This is a genomic window from Salinivibrio proteolyticus, assembly GCF_027286365.1.
GTDB classification, from domain to species: Bacteria; Pseudomonadota; Gammaproteobacteria; order Enterobacterales; family Vibrionaceae; genus Salinivibrio; species Salinivibrio proteolyticus.
Genome location: NZ_CP114584.1, coordinates 2,496,126 through 2,517,228 on the forward strand (window position 1 = coordinate 2,496,126; position 21,103 = coordinate 2,517,228).

Annotated in this window: 18 protein-coding genes; 4 read left to right on the forward strand and 14 right to left on the reverse strand. The window is 50.7% G+C overall.

Annotated features, from left to right (window positions below; translation table 11 throughout):
- Window positions 1–188: 188 nt before the first annotated feature.
- Window positions 189–485, forward strand: coding sequence for a ribosome assembly RNA-binding protein YhbY (gene yhbY / locus N7E60_RS11715; RefSeq protein WP_069589899.1), 297 nt, complete (start codon window positions 189–191; stop codon window positions 483–485).
- Window positions 486–591: 106 nt separating this feature from the next.
- On the opposite strand, the gene greA is transcribed toward yhbY, so the two are convergent.
- A complete protein-coding gene (gene greA / locus N7E60_RS11720; protein WP_069589897.1) occupies window positions 592–1,065 on the reverse strand; it encodes a transcription elongation factor GreA in 474 nt (157 codons plus the stop codon).
- 276 nt (window positions 1,066–1,341) lie between these two features.
- Between greA and dacB the strand changes: the two genes are divergently transcribed.
- On the forward strand, window positions 1,342–2,769 hold the full coding sequence (dacB, locus tag N7E60_RS11725; protein ID WP_198532225.1) for a serine-type D-Ala-D-Ala carboxypeptidase: 1,428 nt from the start codon (window positions 1,342–1,344) through the stop codon (window positions 2,767–2,769).
- Window positions 2,770–2,835: 66 nt separating this feature from the next.
- Here the strand turns inward: dacB and carB are convergent, their stop codons facing one another.
- The 9 genes from carB to murJ all read right to left on the reverse strand — a co-directional run bounded on the left by carB (window position 2,836) and on the right by murJ (window position 16,042).
- Entirely contained in the window at window positions 2,836–6,060 is a 3,225-nt protein-coding gene (gene carB / locus N7E60_RS11730) for a carbamoyl-phosphate synthase large subunit (RefSeq protein WP_269597561.1), read from the reverse strand.
- 15 nt (window positions 6,061–6,075) lie between these two features.
- A complete protein-coding gene (gene carA / locus N7E60_RS11735; RefSeq protein ID WP_077456281.1) occupies window positions 6,076–7,215 on the reverse strand; it encodes a glutamine-hydrolyzing carbamoyl-phosphate synthase small subunit in 1,140 nt (379 codons plus the stop codon).
- Between the two features lie 466 nt (window positions 7,216–7,681).
- Window positions 7,682–8,485 carry a 4-hydroxy-tetrahydrodipicolinate reductase gene (dapB, locus tag N7E60_RS11740; protein ID WP_269598582.1) on the reverse strand — a complete coding sequence of 268 codons (804 nt, stop codon included), beginning with the start codon at window positions 8,483–8,485 and terminating at the stop codon, window positions 7,682–7,684.
- Between the two features lie 159 nt (window positions 8,486–8,644).
- Window positions 8,645–9,589, reverse strand: a complete 945-nt coding sequence (gene ispH, locus N7E60_RS11745) for a 4-hydroxy-3-methylbut-2-enyl diphosphate reductase (RefSeq protein WP_269597563.1) — start codon at window positions 9,587–9,589, stop codon at window positions 8,645–8,647.
- Between the two features lie 9 nt (window positions 9,590–9,598).
- Window positions 9,599–10,030 (reverse strand): FKBP-type peptidyl-prolyl cis-trans isomerase, encoded by a 432-nt coding sequence (gene fkpB / locus N7E60_RS11750; protein ID WP_269597564.1) that lies wholly within the window; start codon window positions 10,028–10,030, stop codon window positions 9,599–9,601.
- Window positions 10,031–10,079: 49 nt separating this feature from the next.
- A complete protein-coding gene (gene lspA / locus N7E60_RS11755) occupies window positions 10,080–10,583 on the reverse strand; it encodes a signal peptidase II (protein ID WP_069586571.1) in 504 nt (167 codons plus the stop codon).
- Window positions 10,583–13,408 (reverse strand): isoleucine--tRNA ligase, encoded by a 2,826-nt coding sequence (gene ileS, locus N7E60_RS11760; protein WP_269597565.1) that lies wholly within the window; start codon window positions 13,406–13,408, stop codon window positions 10,583–10,585. The genes lspA and ileS overlap by 1 nt, the downstream gene beginning before the upstream one ends.
- A gap of 30 nt (window positions 13,409–13,438) precedes the next feature.
- Window positions 13,439–14,380 (reverse strand): bifunctional riboflavin kinase/FAD synthetase, encoded by a 942-nt coding sequence (gene ribF, locus N7E60_RS11765; RefSeq protein ID WP_269597566.1) that lies wholly within the window; start codon window positions 14,378–14,380, stop codon window positions 13,439–13,441.
- A gap of 90 nt (window positions 14,381–14,470) precedes the next feature.
- Window positions 14,471–16,042, reverse strand: a complete 1,572-nt coding sequence (murJ, locus tag N7E60_RS11770; protein ID WP_096629862.1) for a murein biosynthesis integral membrane protein MurJ — start codon at window positions 16,040–16,042, stop codon at window positions 14,471–14,473.
- A gap of 287 nt (window positions 16,043–16,329) precedes the next feature.
- On the opposite strand from murJ, the gene rpsT reads away from it, so the two are divergent.
- Window positions 16,330–16,590 (forward strand): 30S ribosomal protein S20, encoded by a 261-nt coding sequence (rpsT, locus tag N7E60_RS11775; RefSeq protein ID WP_069586567.1) that lies wholly within the window; start codon window positions 16,330–16,332, stop codon window positions 16,588–16,590.
- 79 nt (window positions 16,591–16,669) lie between these two features.
- Here the strand turns inward: rpsT and N7E60_RS11780 are convergent, their stop codons facing one another.
- The 4 genes from N7E60_RS11780 to nhaA form a co-directional block, all read right to left on the reverse strand.
- A complete protein-coding gene (locus N7E60_RS11780; RefSeq protein WP_069586566.1) occupies window positions 16,670–16,966 on the reverse strand; it encodes an ArsR/SmtB family transcription factor in 297 nt (98 codons plus the stop codon).
- A gap of 65 nt (window positions 16,967–17,031) precedes the next feature.
- On the reverse strand, window positions 17,032–17,925 hold the full coding sequence (gene nhaR / locus N7E60_RS11785; RefSeq protein WP_077456291.1) for a transcriptional activator NhaR: 894 nt from the start codon (window positions 17,923–17,925) through the stop codon (window positions 17,032–17,034).
- 72 nt (window positions 17,926–17,997) lie between these two features.
- Window positions 17,998–18,273 carry a hypothetical protein gene (locus N7E60_RS11790; protein WP_269597567.1) on the reverse strand — a complete coding sequence of 92 codons (276 nt, stop codon included), beginning with the start codon at window positions 18,271–18,273 and terminating at the stop codon, window positions 17,998–18,000.
- Window positions 18,242–19,441, reverse strand: a complete 1,200-nt coding sequence (nhaA, locus tag N7E60_RS11795) for a Na+/H+ antiporter NhaA (protein WP_269597568.1) — start codon at window positions 19,439–19,441, stop codon at window positions 18,242–18,244. Before nhaA ends, N7E60_RS11790 begins: the two co-directional genes overlap by 32 nt.
- Window positions 19,442–19,861: 420 nt before the next feature.
- Here nhaA and N7E60_RS11800 point away from each other — a divergent pair, with 420 nt between their 5' ends.
- On the forward strand, window positions 19,862–21,010 hold the full coding sequence (locus tag N7E60_RS11800; protein ID WP_069586562.1) for a Na/Pi symporter: 1,149 nt from the start codon (window positions 19,862–19,864) through the stop codon (window positions 21,008–21,010).
- The last annotated feature ends 93 nt before the right edge of the window (window positions 21,011–21,103 follow it).

Consider the following 21,103-nt stretch of genomic DNA (forward strand, 5'->3'; position numbering starts at 1 on the left):
TCTCGCTTTGGGTCGCATTCAGCGGGAATTCAACGCGTTGTTCCTGCTTTCTCACCTTTCTGGCCATGTTGGCAATCGCGCTCAACCGCCAGCAACACGATGAGCACCATTTATACTGTTTCAGTTTGTGGTGAGATGGCGTTAGAATGGCATGTTTTCAACCCCTAGCAAATAGAAATCGAGCCAACATGAAACTCAGCACCAAACAAAAACAGTATCTCAAAGGACTGGCTCATCAGCTCAAGCCCGTTGTATTGATGGGCGCAAATGGCTTAACCGAAGCCGTGGTCGCTGAAATTGAGCTTGCTCTTGACCACCATGAGCTGATTAAGGTGAAAGTGGCCTCTGAAGACCGCGAGACCAAGAACCTGATTGTTGACGCCATTATTCGTGAAACTGGCGCAGAAAAAGTACAGGTTATCGGTAAAACCTTGGTGATCTATCGCCAAAGCGAAGAGCGTAAAATCGAGCTGCCGCGCAAATAACCGAATGGTTCGCGGTAACTTGCCGCATACCTTAACAAAAAGGCCGCATTGCGGCCTTTTTACTGTGTCAAAGTCAGAGAATGTTTACACTCTGTAACACTTTCTCTTAAAGATACTCGACTTTATCGATTTCGAATTCTTTTAACCCACCCGGTGTAGTGATGCTGACTTCGTCACCTTCATCTTTACCAATCAAACCACGGGCAATGGGGGAATTCACTGAGATCAAGTTCGCTTTGATATCCGCCTCATCGTCACCAACGATGCGATACGTCACTTCCTCATCCGTGTTCACGTCAATCAGTGTCACGGTCGCCCCAAAAATCACTTTGCCGTTTTGTGGCATCTTGGTGACATCAATCACTTGTGCCACCGAGAGTTTATATTCGATGTCACGGATTTGCGCTTCGCAGATGCCTTGCTCCTCGCGAGCGGCATGGTACTCTGCGTTTTCTTTTAGATCGCCCAGTTCACGCGCCTCAGCAATAGCGTTGGAGATCTCAGGGCGACGCTTGATCAACTTATCCAGCTCTTCACGCAGCAGTTTCTCACCGCGTACGGTCATTGGCACTTTATCCATAAATGACATTACCTCTTTCAATCCGCAGCAAAGGGATTTTGGCAAAACAAAGCCACGCCCAAACCAAAGATTCGGGCGCGGCGTAATTCAACTCTTTCATCAGATTGTAAACAAGAATCCGCGCAAAATCACCTTTGATCCGAGCAAAGCGTGAGACCTATACGGCACCCAATGGTACAAAAGCACGTACAGCCGCAGCCGGTGTGCGTTTGACGCTTGTCTTCAATGCTATACAAGGTAGGATGAGCAAAGACAGAACTGACCGAGCACGCATTCATGACAGGTTTTATTCGACAAACGATTGTACTGGTTGGCCTTTTATTGATCAGCGCCCTTTCGCCCGCCCTTTCGCAATCACTGCGCGTTGACCAGCTCACCCCAGTCCTCCCCCAAGGTAGCCAACTGGCATTGTGGGTGAGTGATGTCAAAACCAATCATCCTCAAGTTGCCTTGCAAGCGGATGCATTACTGCCGCCAGCCAGCACGCAAAAGCTGGTAACCGGTCTCGCCGCTCGCTTATATCTGCCAGAGACCTTTCGTTTTTCTACTCGGTTAGTCCAAGCTGGTGATGATATTGCACTGGTGTTTAGCGGTGATCCGCTGCTCACACGCAAAGACTTGCGCCAACTACTTCGCCAGCTGCCCGCACGAGGGCTCACCACGATTAATAACGTCTTTTTAGATGGTCATATCTTTAGCGGTAAATCACGCGCCGTTGGCTGGCCGTGGGATATTCTCGCTGTATGTTATAGCGCTCCCTCGACGTCCATTGCGCTCAATCACAATTGTGTGCAAGGCGCGATATACAGCACACCAGACGCCGACCATACCCGTGTCCATGTTCCTAGCCATCAACCGATCACAGTCATCACCGAGGCACGCGCGGTCAGTGAAGAGCAAAAAGACGCGGCACACTGTGACTTAGACCTTACCGCAACTCCCCGCAATCATTATCGTTTTTCTGGCTGTTTAGCGCATCGAGAGCGACCGCTGCCGCTCAATTTTGCCGTGCAAAATCCGCCCGCTTATGTGAAAGCGATAATTGCCGATGAATTAGCCCGGCTCGGCGTCAAAGTAACAGGCAATATTGTACAGGCGCGCACTCCAAACCAAGCCCGAGAGCTGGCGCGTCACGACTCCGTCAACTTGGAAGCCTTGCTAACCCGCATGATAAAAGACTCGGATAACTTAATTGCGGACAATCTGCTAAAAACAGTCGGCCAGCGCTATTTTCAGCAACCAGGGTCGTACCGAAATGGTGTGGCGGCAGTGAAAGCAATCCTCGCCGAGAAAGGGCTGGATCTTACCCATGCCATCATGGTTGATGGCTCGGGGCTATCGCGGAATAATCGTTTAAGTGCACGCCAGCTTTCTGAGGTGGTGCACTATATTCTCACCCACCCAGAATTAGGCCTCAAAGCGATGCTGCCCATCGCCGGGATTGATGGCACCTTAAAATACCGCCAGAGTGTGCGTCGCGCGCCCATCAAAGGGCGGTTATTTGCGAAAAGCGGTTCACTTTACGGCAGTCATAATTTGGCAGGGTTTATTGAAACTGACGACAATCAGCAACAAATTGTGGTACAGCTGGTTAGCCACTACCACCCTGATGACGAGGCCTTGCCAGATAACGTGCCAGCCCCCATCACTCAGTTCGAGCGAGAGCTTTATCAGGCGCTGATCCATCGCCGTCTGCTGCCTTAAACGCTCCTTTAGCAAAAAAAAGCGCCCACCGGATGGTGGGCGCTGTCTGTAAGAACACGTCGTCGTTTACTTATTCAATACGCGCGCATGAAGCGCTTGTACCGAATTGACTTTGCTCATGTCTGCCGCCGTCAATGCCATACAAGTGGCGAAAGCAGCATTCAGTGTGGTGGTATAGTTCACCTTGGCAGCGAGTGCGCCACGACGTAGCACTTTCGAGTCTTCAATCGCTTGGCGTCCTTCGGTGGTATTCACAATGTAGCTGTACTCACCGTTCTTGATCCGGTCAAGAATATGAGGGCGTCCTTCGTGAACCTTGTTGACCAATCGAGGATTGATACCCGCTTCGCCCAAAATCACGGCTGTACCGTGAGTGGCATCCAGCTCAAACCCTAATTTCAGCAGCTTAGCGGCCAAGTCGACCACACGTTGCTTGTCATTGTTACGTACCGATAGCAGTGCGCGTCCCCCTTCGCTGTAGGCTTTCCCGCAAGCTAAATCCGCTTTAGCGAACGCCTCAGCAAAAGTGTCGCCAACTCCCATCACTTCACCGGTTGAACGCATTTCAGGGCCCAACAATGGGTCAACACCGGGGAACTTGTTGAAGGGTAACACCACTTCTTTGACTGAGTAGTAAGGCGGGATCACCTCTTGGGTAAAGCCTTGCTCAGTCAGCGATTGGCCCGCCATCACACGCGCTGCAATTTTGGCGAGTGGCACACCGGTCGCTTTCGACACAAATGGCACCGTTCGTGCGGCACGCGGGTTCACTTCAATCAGGTAGATCTCATCGTCTTTAACCGCAAACTGCGTGTTCATGAGGCCACTGACCCCCAGCTCCAACGCTAACTTACGCACTTGCTCGCGCATCCGGTCTTGAATGTCATCGCTAAGGGTGTAAGCCGGCAGTGAGCAGGCCGAGTCACCGGAGTGCACACCCGCTTGCTCGATGTGTTCCATGATGCCACCAATCACTACTGTTTCACCATCACACACCGCATCAATATCCACTTCCGTGGCATCGTCGAGGAAATGGTCGAGCAATACTGGGGATTCATGCGACACACTTACGGCTTCGTTAAAGTAACGACGCAGATCGGTCTCGTCATACACAATTTCCATCGCTCGTCCACCTAGAACATAGGAAGGACGCACCACCAGTGGATAGCCAATATCTTTAGCTTTTTCAACCGCTTGCTCTAACGCCGTCACCGTTGCATTCGCCGGCTGCTTGAGCCCTAGGCGCTGTACGGCATCTTGGAAACGCTCACGGTCTTCCGCGCGGTCAATCGCATCTGGGCTAGTGCCAATAATCGGTACCCCAGCCGCTTCAAGGTCACGTGCCAACTTCAGTGGCGTTTGCCCCCCGTATTGCACAATCACGCCTTCCGGTTGCTCAACACGTACAATCGCCAGTACATCTTCAAGCGTCACAGGTTCAAAGTAGAGACGGTCGGACGTATCGTAGTCGGTCGAGACGGTTTCAGGGTTACAGTTAACCATGATGGTTTCATAGCCATCTTCACGTAGCGCCAGTGACGCGTGCACGCAACAGTAATCGAATTCAATGCCTTGACCGATGCGGTTCGGACCACCGCCCAATACCATGATCTTTTTCTTGTCGGTTGGCTGCGACTCACACTCCTCATCATAGCTGGAGTACATGTACGCAGTATCTGACGCAAACTCCGCGGCGCAGGTATCTACGCGCTTGTACACAGGATGGATGTTGAATTTATCGCGCAACTTGCGGACTTCAATTTCAGACACACCCAGTAATTTGGCAAGACGCGCATCGGCAAACCCTTTGCGTTTTAGCTGGCGCAATGCGGTTTCATTGAGCCCCGCAAAGCCATGCTCGCGAACTTGTTGTTCCTGTTTAACGATGTCTTCAATTTGCACCAAGAACCAGCGGTCGATGTTCGTCAGATTAAAGACACCATCAACTGACATGCCGGCTCGGAACGCATCCGCAATGAACCAAATACGCTCTGCTCCTGGCTCTTTGAGCTCATGACGAATGCGAGTCAGGGCATCATCGTCGTCCAAGTTCACCATCTCATCAAAACCTGACGCGCCCACTTCCAAACCACGCAAGGCTTTTTGCAGTGACTCTTGCTGGTTACGGCCAATAGCCATTACCTCGCCCACTGACTTCATTTGCGTGGTCAAACGGTCATTCGCACCGGCAAATTTTTCAAAGTTAAAGCGCGGAATTTTAGTCACGACATAGTCGATGGTCGGCTCAAAAGAAGCCGGAGTCGCACCGCCTGTGATGTCGTTCATCAACTCATCAAGGGTAAAGCCGACAGCAAGCTTAGCCGCCACCTTGGCTATCGGGAAACCGGTAGCTTTTGATGCGAGCGCGGATGAGCGCGACACACGTGGGTTCATCTCGATGATGACCATGCGTCCAGTTTTAGGGTCAATACCAAACTGTACGTTCGAGCCGCCCGTCTCAACACCAATTTCACGCAGCACCGCCAGTGATGCATTTCGCATCAATTGATATTCTTTGTCGGTCAGCGTTTGCGCAGGTGCCACCGTAATGGAGTCGCCGGTGTGGACGCCCATGGCATCGAAGTTTTCAATCGAACAAACAATGATGCAGTTATCATTTTTATCCCGCACCACTTCCATTTCATACTCTTTCCAACCAATCAACGACTCATCAATCAGAAGCTCATTGGTGGGGGACAGGTCGAGACCGCGTTCACAAATTTCCTCAAACTCTTCTTTGTTGTAGGCGATCCCGCCTCCGGTTCCTCCCATCGTAAAAGAGGGACGGATGATGCAAGGGAAACCGACTTCACCTAAAACCTTATAGGCTTCATCCATGCTATGGGCAATCCCTGCACGAGGACACTCAAGGCCAATGCTGCGCATGGCTTCATCGAAACGGTGTCTGTCTTCGGCTTTATCAATTGCATCTGCCGTGGCGCCGATCATCTCCACACCGAATTCGGCGAGTACGCCGTGGCGCTCGAGATCTAGCGCACAGTTGAGTGCGGTTTGTCCGCCCATGGTCGGTAAAATTGCATCAGGACGTTCTTTGTCGATGATGTGTTTCACAACCTGCCATTGAATCGGCTCAATGTAGGTCGCATCGGCCATTTCTGGGTCGGTCATGATAGTGGCAGGGTTCGAGTTCACCAGAATGACACGATACCCTTCTTCACGCAGCGCCTTACACGCTTGTGCCCCTGAATAGTCGAACTCGCAGGCTTGGCCAATAATGATTGGGCCTGCGCCCAGGATAAGAATGCTTTTGATGTCTGTGCGTTTTGGCATGCTCAACGACTCCAATTAGGCGCGGTGTTGTTTGATGAGGTCGATAAAGTGATCGAAAAGGGGCGCAGCATCATGTGGCCCAGGGCTTGCCTCAGGGTGCCCTTGGAAGCTAAAAGCTGGCTTCTCGGTATGATGGATCCCTTGCAAGCTGCCATCGAACAAGGACACATGCGTCGCACGTAATGTGTCAGGCAAGCTGTCATTGTCTGCGGCAAAGCCGTGGTTTTGGCTGGTGATCATCACCACCCCACGCTCCAAATCTTTCACCGGATGGTTAGCACCATGGTGGCCAAACTTCATTTTGACCGTTTTCGCGCCGCTCGCCAGTGCCAATATTTGGTGTCCCAAGCAAATACCAAATAACGGCACGCCTTCCGCTAAGAAGGTTTGGGTGGCCGCAATCGCATAATCACACGGCGCCGGATCGCCAGGGCCATTGGATAAGAAGACACCGTCGGGATTCATCGCCAGCACTTCGTCTGCCGGGGTGGTTGCCGGTACCACAGTCAAACGGCAGCCGCGGTCGACCAACATGCGCAAGATGTTGCGCTTGGCACCAAAGTCGTAAGCGACAACATGGTAAGGCAATTCACTGTCCGGCAATGCATCTGGTAGACCTTGATGCAGCTGCCATGACCCTTGCGTCCAGCTGTAACGCTCCTGCGTCGTCACTTCTTTGGCAAGATCCATCCCTTTCAAGCCCGGAAAATCTTGCGCCTTGGCCAGCGCCAGCGCTTCATCAACGCTCTCTCCGGCCACAATACAACCATTCTGCGCCCCTTTTTCACGTAACAAACGAGTGAGCTTACGGGTATCAATGTCGGCGATGCCAACAATATTGTGTTGTTTGAGGTAATCAGAGAGGGATTGTTGATTGCGGAAATTGCTAGCTAACAGGGGAAGATCGCGAATGACGAGGCCTTGGGCGTGGACTTGGGAGGATTCTTCGTCTTCGGTGTTGGTGCCGGTGTTGCCAATATGGGGATAGGTAAGTGTTACGATCTGACGGGAATAAGAGGGGTCGGTTAATATTTCTTGATACCCCGTCATCGAGGTATTGAAAACCACTTCTCCCACCGCGGTGCCATCAGCGCCGATCGGGGTACCGTGGAACACTGTCCCATCTTCTAGGACTAAGAGCGCAGACTTGCTCAAGACAACCTCCAGTTATATAGAAATGCACTTTTTACGACTAACGTTGCATTCACGTATTCCATCTAAGATCAAAACTCACGTCAAGCTGAATTTTGACAAATTGCGCGCATTCTAGAGATGCAAGGTTTGGCTGTCAATAATGCGTGCTACTTTTTATTGTATTTACTAAGCACTCAAGAAAAACAGGCTACCTAAGCAAGATAAAGCACAATCTTGTCTTTATTTTTAAACCAAAGAGCTAGATAAATTGGCAGATAAATAACTTTTTTACCCAAACCGAGAGAGAAACATAAAACTGGCGTGCGCAAACGTTTACCGCGCAACAAAGATCATAACTGGAAGAGTTATCGCGTATAAATGCTGTCAACAAGGGGAAAACAAAGAAAAAATTACGACAATATGAAGTGCATTGCATGAGAAAAAGAAAGGGGGATAAAAAAACATCGCGCCGAAGCGCGATGCATAATTATTTAAGATTAAGTACATCCTGCATGGTATAAAAACCTTGCTGGTGTTGATTGAGCCATACCGCGGCACGGACCGCTCCCTTGGCAAAGGTGGAACGACTTGACGCTTTGTGCGTGATTTCAACACGCTCGCCAATATCCGCAAACATAGCGGTATGCTCCCCCACGATATCGCCAGCGCGAATAGTGGCAAAGCCGATTTCATGTTTGCTACGCTCGCCAGTGATCCCTTCTCGGGCATACACAGCGACATCACTCAGCTGGTTTCCCATCGCTCCGGCAATGGCTTCTCCCATTCCCAGTGCTGTGCCCGATGGCGCATCCACTTTATGGCGGTGATGCGCCTCAACAATCTCAATGTCGCATTCCTCACCCATCACTTTGGCGGCTTGTTCAAGCAGTTTAAATACAAGGTTCACGCCGACACTGTAATTGGGGGCCATCACCACTGCCGTCGCTTCTGAGGCATCTTGGATGGTTTGCTTTTGTGCGTCATCAAATCCAGTTGTTCCAATCACCAACTGCTTGCCTTTTTGTTGGCACAACGCCAAGTTCGCGAGTGTGGCCGCGGGTGCGGTAAAATCAATGATCACATCAAAGTCATCCGCCACTTTGGCCAGATCGTCCACCACTTGTACGCCGAGGCGACCCACACCCGCCAGTTCCCCTGCATCCGTCCCAATCAAGCTTGATTCAGGCCGCTCACTCGCCGCCCCCAATGTTGCGCCTGTGTATTGCGTAACCGCTTGAATAAGATTGCGTCCCATACGGCCGGCTGCACCAGCAATGGCAATACGTACCATGGTTCTCCCCTCTTCTACTTCACCAGCAGCGCTGGCCACCTATCCATTAACCCATCACTGTAGCGCGTTCGTTTCAGCTTGTATATTGCTGAGAGTGGCCCAGAAGCATGCTAACAAAAAGGGAAGCCTTCGCTTCCCTTTAATCTTGTCGATGGGTAACTAGGTCACCTCACGAATTTGTAACTCTTTCGGCACTTCGAAGAACATGTTTTCTTCACGGCCACTCAGGTTTTCTACCTCGGTGGCGCCCAACGCCTTCACGCGGGCAATGATCAAATCAACCAATTCTTCTGGTGCCGAGGCGCCAGCGGTGATCCCAACCGTGTGCTTACCCTCGAACCACGCCGGATCAATGTCTTCCGCGCAGTCGGTTAAGTACGCCGGGGTTCCCAGTTTTTCCGATAACTCGCGGAGACGGTTTGAGTTCGAGCTATTCTTCGAGCCCACCACCACCATCACATCACAGCTTTGGGCGAGATCACGCACTGCATCTTGGCGGTTTTGTGTCGCGTAGCAAATATCATCTTTGCGTGGACCTTGAATGTTGGGGAAGACCTGACGCAAGGTATCAATCACATCAGCGGTTTCGTCCACTGACAGCGTGGTTTGACTCACATAATGCAAGTTATCCGGGTCGTTGACTTGAAGCGTGTGCACATCCGCTGGCGTTTCAACCAAGTACATACCGCCGGTTTCACTGGCATATTGACCCATAGTTCCTTCCACTTCGGGGTGTCCAGCATGACCAATCAGTACCACTTCCATATTTTTACGGCTGGCTCGCGCCACTTCCATATGTACTTTGGTCACCAAGGGGCAAGTTGCATCAAATACCGTCAGTTGACGAGATTTAGCTTCATTGCGCACCGCTTGCGATACACCGTGGGCCGAGAAGATAACAATGCTGTCGTCAGGCACTTCGCTTAATTGTTCCACAAACACCGCGCCGCGTCGCTTTAGGCCTTCCACCACAAATCGGTTATGCACCACTTCATGGCGCACATAAATGGGAGGCTGATAAATTTCCAAAGCACGTTCAACGATGCTGATCGCGCGATCGACACCAGCACAAAAGCCTCGGGGATTCGCAAGTAGGATCTTCATGACTTTGCCTTATTGCACACTGATTATTTCTACGTCAAAAATCACGGTTTTCCCTGCCAACGGATGATTAAAATCGACCGTCACAGATTCGCCGCTGACCTCGGTCACGATACCGGGAATTTCTTGTCCTTGAGGGCCGCTAAACGCAATGATGACACCCACTTCAGCAGGCGTGTCTCCCCCAAACTGACGGCGGTCCATATAGTGGATATTATCCGGGTTTGGCTGGCCGAATGCATCTTCAGGTGCCAGCGTAAAGCTGCTTTGCTCCCCTTCATGCAGCCCTAACAGACAACGCTCAAAGTTCTCGGTCAAGCTGCCGTCTCCCATCACTAACTTAGCGGGTTTTCCGGCATTGTGGGTGCTGTCGGCGACCGAGCCATCTTCAAGCTTAATGGTAAAGTGCATCAATACTTCGCTGGATGCGCTAATCGCTTTCATGATCTGTCCTTATCGAAAGTCGTGTTGGGCTAATTACTACGAGCGACCCCTAGGTCGCCGATGACTGCTCATGACGAAAACTGTCTAGCACCACTAAAACGGCGCCAACACAAATGGCTGAGTCAGCAAGATTAAAAGCCGGCCAATGTGAATTGCCAATGAAAAAGTCGAGAAAGTCGATCACATAGCCATGAACGAGGCGGTCAAATAAGTTACCCAATGCTCCGCCGATAATCATGGCATAGGCGATATTGAGCATGCGCTTACTTGCCGGTGTCACTCGCATCCAGTATGTCAGCAAGCCGCTCACGCCTAACGCGATAACGCTAAAAAGCCAACGCTGCCAACCGCCTGCATCGCTTAAAAAGCTAAATGCCGCACCATGGTTATGGACGTAGGTAAGATTAAAAAACGGCAGTAATTCAATGCGGTTCGCGGGACCATAGCCCATGGTGTTCATCACCAGCCACTTACTGCCAATGTCTAAAACGAAAACCAGAGGCGCCAGCCAAAGCCAGCGCCATCCTGATTGCGAGAGTGAGTGAGAGGTCATCACGCAAATTGGCGAGTTTCGCCTTCTCCTGCAATGTTAGTCACACAGCGGCCACAAATTTCTTCGTGTCCTTCGATCGTGCCCACATCAGCAACATGGTGCCAACAGCGGTCACATTTTTTCGCTTCAGACGCCACAACGTCAACAGATAGCCCTTCGACATCCGTTTGCGTCGCAGAGGATGGCGCCTCACCAGCGATCACTGTCGCTTTCGAGGTCAGCAGCACAAAGCGTAACTCATCGCCCATCATTTGCAGCTTTTGCGCAAACTCCGCCGGCGCGTATAGCGTGACTTCGGCTTCAAGTGAACCACCAATGACCTTGTCATTACGGGCCTGCTCGAGGGTTTTATTCACCGCGGCACGCACATCCAGCAGTTTTGCCCAGAATGCATTATTGAGCACGGCATCGTCTTCTAAGCCAAATAAGCCGTCATACCAGACATCGGTGAACACAAACTTGCCGCGTTCGCCAGGCATTTCATTCCAGATCTCGTCTGCCGTGAACGACATAATCGGTGCCATCCAACGTACCAGCGCTTCGACAATGTGGAACAGTGCGGTTTGGCAACTACGGTGCGCGTGGCTCCCCGCTTTCGCCGTGTACTGACGGTCTTTGATGATATCCAGATAGAAAGAGCCCATCTCAATCGAGCAGAACTGCATCAAGCGTTGGGTGACTTGATGGAAGTTGCAAGCTTCAAACGCTTCGGTGATCTCTTGTTGTGCGGCTAATGCACGCCCAACCGCCCAGCGGTCGACCGCCACCAGCTCATCGGCAGCGACACTGTCTTGCTTAGGATCAAAACCATGCAGGTTTGCCAGCAGGAAGCGTGCAGTATTACGAATACGGCGATACGCATCAGCGCTACGTTTTAGGATCTCATCCGATACCGTGATCTCACCGGTGTAGTCGGTTGACGCCACCCACAGACGCAGGATATCGGCGCCCAGTTTGTTCATCACATCTTGCGGCGAGACAGTGTTCCCCAGTGATTTCGACATCTTGCGGCCTTTGCCATCAACCGTGAAACCATGAGTCAGCACTTTGCGATACGGTGCTTTGCCTTTGATCGCCACCGAGGTCATCAGCGAAGACTGGAACCAACCACGATGCTGATCTGACCCTTCGAGGTACATATCCGCTTCTTGGCCGTTAAACTCGTCGCGCTGGTTAACTACCGCGTAGTGGGTCGCACCAGAGTCAAACCAAACATCCAGTGTATCGAGGACTTTCTCATACTGTTCAGCGTCATCACCCAACAGTTCATTCAGATCCAGATCCCACCAAGCTTGGATACCCGCTTTCTCAACCCGTGCGGCAACTTGTTCAATCAAGTTCAGCGTGTCTGGGTGAAGCTCTGAGGTTTCTTTGTGAACAAATAGCGCAATCGGCACGCCCCAGGTACGTTGACGTGAAATACACCAATCAGGGCGACCATCTACCATCGACTCGATACGGTTTTGGCCCCACTCAGGGATCCAATCAACGTTCTTGATCTCTTGCAACGCTTTATCACGCAGACCCGCTTTCTCCATCGAGATAAACCACTGCGGTGTGGCGCGGAAGATGATTGGCGTTTTGTGACGCCAGCAGTGTGGATAGCTGTGCTCATAGGCATGGTGATGCAGCAGAGCATCATGCGCCTTCAGCGTTTCAATCACACTGTCATTGGCTTTAAAGACATGTTGGCCGGCAAACAGAGGGGTATCCGGCAAATAGACCCCGTTACTGCCCACTGGGTTTGCCACTTCAAGATCGTACTTTTGACCGACCACAAAGTCTTCTTGGCCGTGGCCAGGTGCGGTGTGTACCACACCCGTACCCGACTCTGTCGTGACGTGATCACCCAAGATCACTGGCACATCAAAATCGTAAAATGGGTGCTTCACGCGTTTCAGCTCAAGCGCGTCACCCTTACAGAAACCGAGGTTGTGGTAGTGCTCAATACCCGCGCGATCCATCACCTCTTTGACCAGTTCGGCCGCGACGATAAGGCGCTTAGGTTGCTCGCCTTCAACTTGTACTAAAACATATTCAAGGTCAGCGGCCACCGCCACCGCACGGTTAGCGGGCAAGGTCCAAGGCGTCGTAGTCCAGATCACCACACCCACTTCGCCTTCACCTTGATGATCACCAGCAAGACTAAAGGCACTGATCAGTGCTTGTTCGTCAACCGCACGAAAGATCACATCAATCGATGGCGAGGTTTTATCTTGATATTCCACCTCAGCTTCTGCCAAGGCCGAGCCACAGTCCGTACACCAGTGCACCGGCTTAAAGCCTTTGTGCAAGTGTCCATTGGCGGCAATTTTACCCAACGCGCGGATGATGCTAGCTTCGGTATTGAAGTCCATGGTCAGGTAAGGTTTGTCCCACTCACCTAAAACACCAAGACGTTTAAAGTCTGCTTTCTGACCTTCCACTTGTTTGGCAGCGTATTCACGGCACTTTTCACGGAACTCAGCGGTTGAGACTTTTTGACCGGGTTTACCGACTTTTTTCTCTACCATCAGCTCAATCGGCAAGCCGTGGCAATCCCAGCCAGGTACATACGGTGCGTCGTAGTCCGCTAGCGTTTTTGATTTAATAATAATGTCTTTGAGAATTTTATTAACTGAGTGACCAATATGAATGTTGCCGTTCGCGTACGGAGGACCGTCGTGCAAAATAAATGTTTTTTTGCCTTTCTTCGCTTGACGGATAGCACCGTACAGATCTTCATCGTACCAACGCTTGAGCATATCAGGCTCGCGCTTAGCAAGATTACCTCGCATCGGAAACGCAGTTTCCGGCAGGTTTAAGGTATCTTTATAGTCACTCATTGATTATTGATTCCGTATGGAGGTTACACTCTAGACATTATTCACATCAGCCAGCCACGCACGCGCAGCTGATGCATCTCGTTGAATTTGCATTTTTAGTGCGTCAATAGACGCGAATTTGGTTTCATCGCGAAGTTTATGCAAAAGATAAACTTCCAACTGTTTGCCATATAAATCGATTGATTGATCAAATAGATGGACTTCGAGCTGCTGGCGTACACCGTCGACCGTCGGCCGTACACCAACGTTAGCCACGCCGGGTAACCGCTGTCCGGTCACGGCGCCTTCCACTTGTACGGCATACACACCTGAAACCGGGGAAACGCGGCGTTTTAGCAATACATTGGCGGTCGGGAAGCCAATCGTGCGCCCTAACTTACGCCCATGCGCGACACGCCCACAGATGCTGTAAGGTCGCCCCAACATGTCCGCCGCCTCGGCAAGATGGCCTGCGGCTAACGCATCGCGAATCGCCGTACTGCTCACTCGGCGGTCACTAACGCAAAAACTTTCGGTACTGACCACATCAAAGTGATGTTCCTGACCTGCTCGTGCGAGGCGCGCAAAATCACCGCTTCGCTTCAAACCAAAACGAAAGTCATCGCCGACTACCAGAAACTTAACACCCAATTGTTCGACCAACAAGCGGTCAACAAAGTGATCAGCACTCATGGCCGCAAATGCAGGGGTGAAATTCACGCACAGCAGGCGGTCAACGCCCAGCTTCGCTAACTGGGTATATTTATCTCGCAACCTCGACAGGCGCGCCGGCGCTTTTTCACCTTTAAACAGCTCTAACGGCTGCGGTTCAAACAACATCACAGTCGCAGGTAGGTTCAGCACTCGGGCCTTTTCCACCACTTGGCGCAACACCGCCTGATGTCCCAAATGGACACCATCAAAGTTACCGATGGTCAGGACACAACCTCGGTGGCGCGCTCGTATGTTATGGATACCTCGGATTAATTCCATCGCCTGCTGACTATTTGAACTATTGAAACTGGCGGATTATATACTAGTCAGGGCTGGCAATCAGCCCTGGATTCACATCCGACCCTTGAATTACCCGCGATGACGAATATCACCAAGTCGCACACCGCATAATAGTGCGGTGCATAAATACACCACACTGCCACCGAGGATCAGTCCTGCCAACACCATGCTGCGCATCGACAGTGACATCTCGACCCAGCCATTTAATGTCGGCATCAGTGTCATTAACACCGCCACCATTGCTGCTACCGCAACCACTAAACGGCCAATATATAAAGCCGTCGCTCGAGACAAACGGTAAACACCAGCACGGTGTAGGCCTTGATAAAGCAAGCCCGCGTTGATCAGTGCCGATAACGCCGTGGCAATCGCAAGGCCAACATAACTGAACAAATAGGCAAAGATAGCGTTAAACACCATATTGCTTATCATGGCAATCACACCAAATTTCACCGGTGTTTTGGTGTCTTGTCGTGCGTAGTAACCGGGCGCGAGGACTTTGATCAACATAAAGTTGACCAATCCACAGGCATAGGCCACCAGCGATAAACTGGCCGCCTGCACATCTTCAACACCGAACTCGCCTCGCATAAAGAGTACCATCAGCATCGGCTTTGCTAACAAAATCAACCCCACCATGGCAGGAATACCCAGCAACAACACCATGCGCACTCCCCAATCCATGGTCGCAGCAAATTGGGTGGGCGATTTATCGACATGACGCTGGGAAAGCGCCGGCAGGATCACGGTCGCAATGGCAATGCCAAATAAGCCTAACGGAAACTCGAGTAAACGATCGGAGTAATACAGCCAACTGATGGAGCCTGTCATCAAAAAGCTGGCAATGAAGGTATCAAACAATAGGTTAATCTGGCTCACCGAGACCCCAAAAAGAGCCGGGATCATCAGTTTGCGGATCTTTACCACCCCAGGATGGTGCCATCCCCACTTGGGTTTTACCAGCATGCCCTCTTGCGATAAGAAAGGAAGCTGAAACAGCAACTGAACCAATCCACCAATAAAGACCCCGACCGCTAAACCGATTTCAGGCTGTGCAAGATAGGGCGACAGCCAAATCGCCGCGGCAATAATCGCAACATTGAGGAATACAGGGGTAAAGCTCGATACGGCAAACTTATTAAGCGTATTTAGGATGGCGCCCGATAGTGCCACGAAAGTAATAAACCACAAGTACGGGAAAGTGATTTTCAGCATCAAGCTCGCTAACTCGAACTTGGCCCCGTCAGGGCGACCATCCAACCAGTCGACAAACCAACCGGTCCCAAATAACGCCGCCAACACAGGCGAGCCAATGACACCGAGCAGGGTGACAATCGTCACTAACCCACCCAAGGTACCGACAACGTTGGCAACCAGCTCGCGAGATTGTGTTCGATGATTATCGTCTTTATCCAGCGCCTGATACTCAGTCAATACGGGGACAAAGGCCTGTGAAAACGCACCTTCTGCGAATAAACGACGCAGAAAGTTAGGGATTTTATTGGCGAAGAAAAACACATCGGCGGCAGCCCCTGCCCCCATCAAGTTGGCAATCACCACATCCCGCACCAGCCCCAACACGCGGGACACCAGTGTCATGGTGCTAACGATTAGCCCAGAGCGTAATAGTCGCTTACTCACGGTTACCTCTTGAAAACACGTGCCTCTATTGTGTGCCACCCCATGCGTGTTGATGCTCGCTCACTCATGCAGGCCAAGTGCTAATGGCATGCAAAACGGAAATAAAGGTGACGTAGAGCCTGAAATGCTGATAGAATCAGCCGCCATATTAACCGTGATAACCCCGCAGCGCCAACACTACCTTGGGGCGGCGGATATTTGCACAAATGAATTGACAATAGAGGCAAAAAGAGGCATAGTCCTCCGCCTTGAAATGTCACCGAACAAAAGATTTGGGAGTTAGACCCTTGGCGAATATCAAATCTGCTAAGAAGCGTGCGATCCAATCTGAGAAGCGTCGCCAGCACAACGCAAGCCGTCGCTCTATGATGCGCACTTATATGAAGAAAACTGCTGCTGCTATCGCTGCAGGCGACAAAGAAGCGGCAACTGCTGCTTTTGCGCAAGTACAGCCTATTCTTGATCGTTCAGCCACCAAAGGCCTGATCCACAAGAACAAAGCAGCACGTTACAAAGCAAGCTTCGCAGCACAAATCAAAGCGCTGTAATAGCTTTTTTGCTTTGCATCATGCATAAAAAAACCGGCCTCGGCCGGTTTTTTTATTGCGCGTTGATTGATGTGCTTTATCAATCACCGCAATACAGATCGTGTAATAGCTGGATCACCGCTTTCACTTCTTCACTTTTCAGCGAGTAATAGACCGTTTGCGCCTCTTTTCGTGTATCCACCAAACCGTCTTTACGTAACCAAGCAAGATGTTGGGATAAGGCCGATTGGCTCAAAGGCACCCGTTCAACCAACTGTCCAACCGAAAGTTCGCCTTGTAGTAAATAGCACAGAATAAACAGACGCTTTTCGTTTGCCATGGCTTTCAGCAAGCTTACCGCTTTCGGCCCGTTTTGTTGCATTTGGGCTAAATCCATTTGACTTCCACTTCAATTGTTACCACCTTGCTCGAGTCTAGCACGATCTCACCACAAGCCTGTAACTAAACGAATAAGTGGCTGTAATCAGCTTCGCAAATCCGTTTGACGGCGGGGTGCTGAATCATTCGCTCAGCAAAAATCACATAGTACTCTTCCTTGACCGTCTCCAGGTTTGCAATCGGTGCAACATTACCGACACCACTGATTTCATTGGCATAGGTGCTGGGAGCGATAAACAATGCCTGATGGTTGATCCCAAACGCTTTCATTAACGCGGAGTCATCAAACTCCCCCAAAATATTGGGAACAATACCTTGTTGATCAAACCACTGCATCAGTTTGCGACCCATCGCTGTCGCGCGGCTTGGGATCAACAATTTCTGGTTCGCAAGCAGTGTGGCGAGCGGTATATCGGCCAATATATCTGGGTGAGAGGCAAACAAGCTCATACTGCACTCGCCCAGTTTGACGCTGAATAACCCCGCTTGCTGCGTCGAATCAACCGGACAGTCCGACAAAATCATATCCAATTTGTGCTGGGACAGTTGCTCTAACAACATTTCATGTGTCGATTCAAAACAGCGCAAATGAATTGCGTTATCGTCAGGTACTGCGTGGAGTAACACCTGACTGACTAACCGCTTGGATAATGCATCGGCGACACCGACGTCAAATAGGATATTCTCTTGCTGACTGTAATTAACGATATCGAGCATTTCGTAGCTCAAACCAAACATACGATCCGCATATTGAAACACCAGCTGCCCCAACTCTGTGGGCTCAACATGCCGGCCGTTTCGCTTAGTCAGCTTCCCATTAAGTCGTTGCTCGAGTGCTCGGATTTGCCCAGTGACCGTTTGAGGGGTTAAGCAAAGCTTATCGGCACCTTTGGTAATCGAGCCTTGCTTGCAAACCATCCAAAAATAGTAAAGGTGGTTGTAATTAAGATGCGCCATGACTTGCCATAAAAAAACGCCAAGCCAGCAGCTTACGCTGCCAACTTGGCGCCTTCAAGCGAAATGAATGGGTTAGTTTTTCATATCGTCTTTATCCAGCGGCTTTCTCACGCGCTCACCGGCGCGATGCTCTAATGCTCGCTCTGAGAAGCTTGAGCTATCCGCGGCGCGCGTAGACTCTGCATCAGCGGACGCCGCCGCTTTGCCGTCCTCGACACCTGCAAGGTAGGCCTCGCATACTTGGCTGTTGTCGTTGTTGCCTTGGCAATATGTCTCATAATTGGCCGCAAGCGCCGTTCCCGAGACACCCAACAGACTAGTAATCAACGCTAACTCCATTTTCTTCATCTTCGTCTCCTTCTTCAAAGGCGCTGGCTGGCGGCAACATAAAATGCAGAACCAAGTAGCCAATCACTGCCGACAAGGTTGATCCTATCAAGATCCCGAGTCGAGAGAATGTGACGAACTCACCATTCACACCGACGAAGGCCAGTGACGAGATGAAAATCGACATGGTAAAACCAATACCACACAGTAAGGACACCCCAAAGATTTGTGAGAATGTCACTCTTGCCGGCATTTTCGCAATACCAAGTTTTACGGCTGCCCAACTAAAGGTAAAGATACCGAGCGGTTTACCAATCAACAAACCTAATGCGATACCGAGAGGTAGCATTTCGGTCAAGCTTGCTAGCGAGACGCCATCGAGCGAGACGCCGGCATTAGCAAACGCAAATATCGGCAGAATCAGATACGATACATAAGGATGCAATGCATGTTCGAGCTTTTTCAGTGGTGACGGCGCATCCTCTGTTTTGCCTTTCAACGGAATCGCAAAACCTAATACCACACCCGCGAGTGTCGCATGTACACCCGACTGTAAGACACTGAACCAAAGCACCAAACCCACTACAATATAGGCAGCAATATTGGTGACTTTGCGCATATTCATCCCAACCAGCACTAGGGTTGCGACAAAGGCACTGGCGAGCGCCATCATGGAAAGGTCGCTGCTGTAAAACAGAGCAATAATCACGATGACGCCCAAGTCATCGATTATCGCCAGTGCTAATAAGAATACTTTAAGTGCCAGAGGGACACGGTTCCCCAACAGCGCTAATACACCTAAGGCAAAGGCAATATCAGTGGCTGCTGGGATCGCCCAACCGGACACAGCAAGCGGGTCACCCCAGTTAAACGCTAGATAAACCAGCGCGGGTGCCAACATACCGCCCACCGCCGCAACGGCAGGGAAAGTGGCTTTATCTTTGGTGTTTAACGCCCCTTCGATTAATTCCCGTTTAACTTCTAAACCAATCAGCAGGAAAAAAATCACCATCAGGCCGTCGTTGATCCAGTGACCCACGGACAGACCTGCAACGTAGGTATGAAGCGTGCTGTCATATAAAGGCTGTAGATCCGAGTTCGCCACGAACATCGCTAGCACAGCCGCAATAATCAGCACAATACCTCCTGCAGATTCCATTTTTAGAAACTGACGAATGACATCAGTCATTTAAGCACTCCATACAAAAAAAGTGGATTTCCGTAGTCTAGACAGCCAGACCCGTTTTCTAAAAATCGTTTGTTCTGATAGTAAACATCGGAAAAACCGATGTAAAATCTCACTTACTATTGATTTATTCGCAGTCTAAACATTTGTCAACGAATTTTACCGTCCACCATTTAGCATAGTGGCAATCGCTTTGTTGTTGTTACATTTTTTATATCGGTTTTTTCTACTTGGGTGACACGGCCTAAATTTTAATTATAATCATGGACATAACCCCAGCTAACCCTACCAACCCATCGACCCAGATCGGATTTTATGAACACTGCAGTATTTGTGTCATATTTCTGAAATATTCCCTTCTTACTATCGCCGCTGATTTTGCTTTGACACAAAACCGACATCGAATTGTCACGGAGATAACTTATGACTCCCCATGCTACAGCGGTAGAGGCAACCCAAAGCTCCTCGAACTGGTTCCGTTGGACCAAGCTCGCCGTCATGCTTTATGTACTACTGGTGGCGGTTGCCATGGTAGGGAGCGGCTTTAAATTAGCCGTGGGCGATGAGGCCAAGACCTTATTCGAATTTGCTTCTCACCCCGTAGCTGGCTTGATGATAGGGATTGCCGCCACGGCGCTGATCCAATCGTCAAGTACGGTTACTTCTATTATCGTTGGTCTGGTTGCAGGCGGCTTGCCGGTTGAAACAGCGATTCCAATGGTAATGGGCGCAAACGTGGGCACCACAGTCACCAATACCTTGGTGAGCTTGGGCCATGCGCGTTGCAAAGAAGAGTTCCGTCGTGCATTCAGTTGCGCCACGGTGCATGATTTCTTCAACTTATTCGCCGTGGCTATCTTCTTGCCACTCGAAATGATGTTCGGCTTGCTAAACAAGTTGTCACTATGGTTGGTTTCGCCACTGTCACAAACCGGTGACATGAGCATCAAAGGGCTGAATTTCGTTAAACCGCTGACCAAACCTGCTGTGAACATGGTGCAGTCTCCTTTGGAGTCGGTTCTACCCGGCAACCTAGGTGGCTTGCTGATGATCGGTTTAGGTATCTTTGCCATCGTATGTGCCATCACTGTGATGGGTAAGGTGATGAAGAAGCTGATGGTCGGTCGTGCCAAAGATATGCTGAAAAACGCGATTGGTCGTGGTCCATTGCATGGCATCTTCTCAGGCTCAGTGGTCACTGTACTGGTACAGTCTTCATCCACCACTACAAGCTTGATGGTTCCGCTAGTTGGCACTGGCGTGTTAAAAATTCGCGATGTTTATCCCTTTACCCTGGGTGCAAACATTGGTACCTGCATTACTGCATTGCTTGCGGCGACTGCCGTCACCGGTGAATTCGCGGTGTTCGCGCTGCAAATTGCGCTCGTGCACCTTTGCTTTAATATTCTCGCTACGGCGCTCATTTTCGGTATCCCGGTATTGCGTGAGTTGCCGCTAAAAGGCGCAGAATGGCTCGGTCACTTGGCCGCGAAATCGAAGATGGCGGTCCTGGCCTACATCACATTGGTGTTCGTGGTGGTACCCGGCGGGATTGTGCTGTTGTCACAATAATGCCCACCCGACGCTTATCGAATCAAAGCCATCGCTCCTCGCGGTGGCTTTTTTGTTATGAGCCGCAACCGCCACGCAGAGACCACGCTGTAG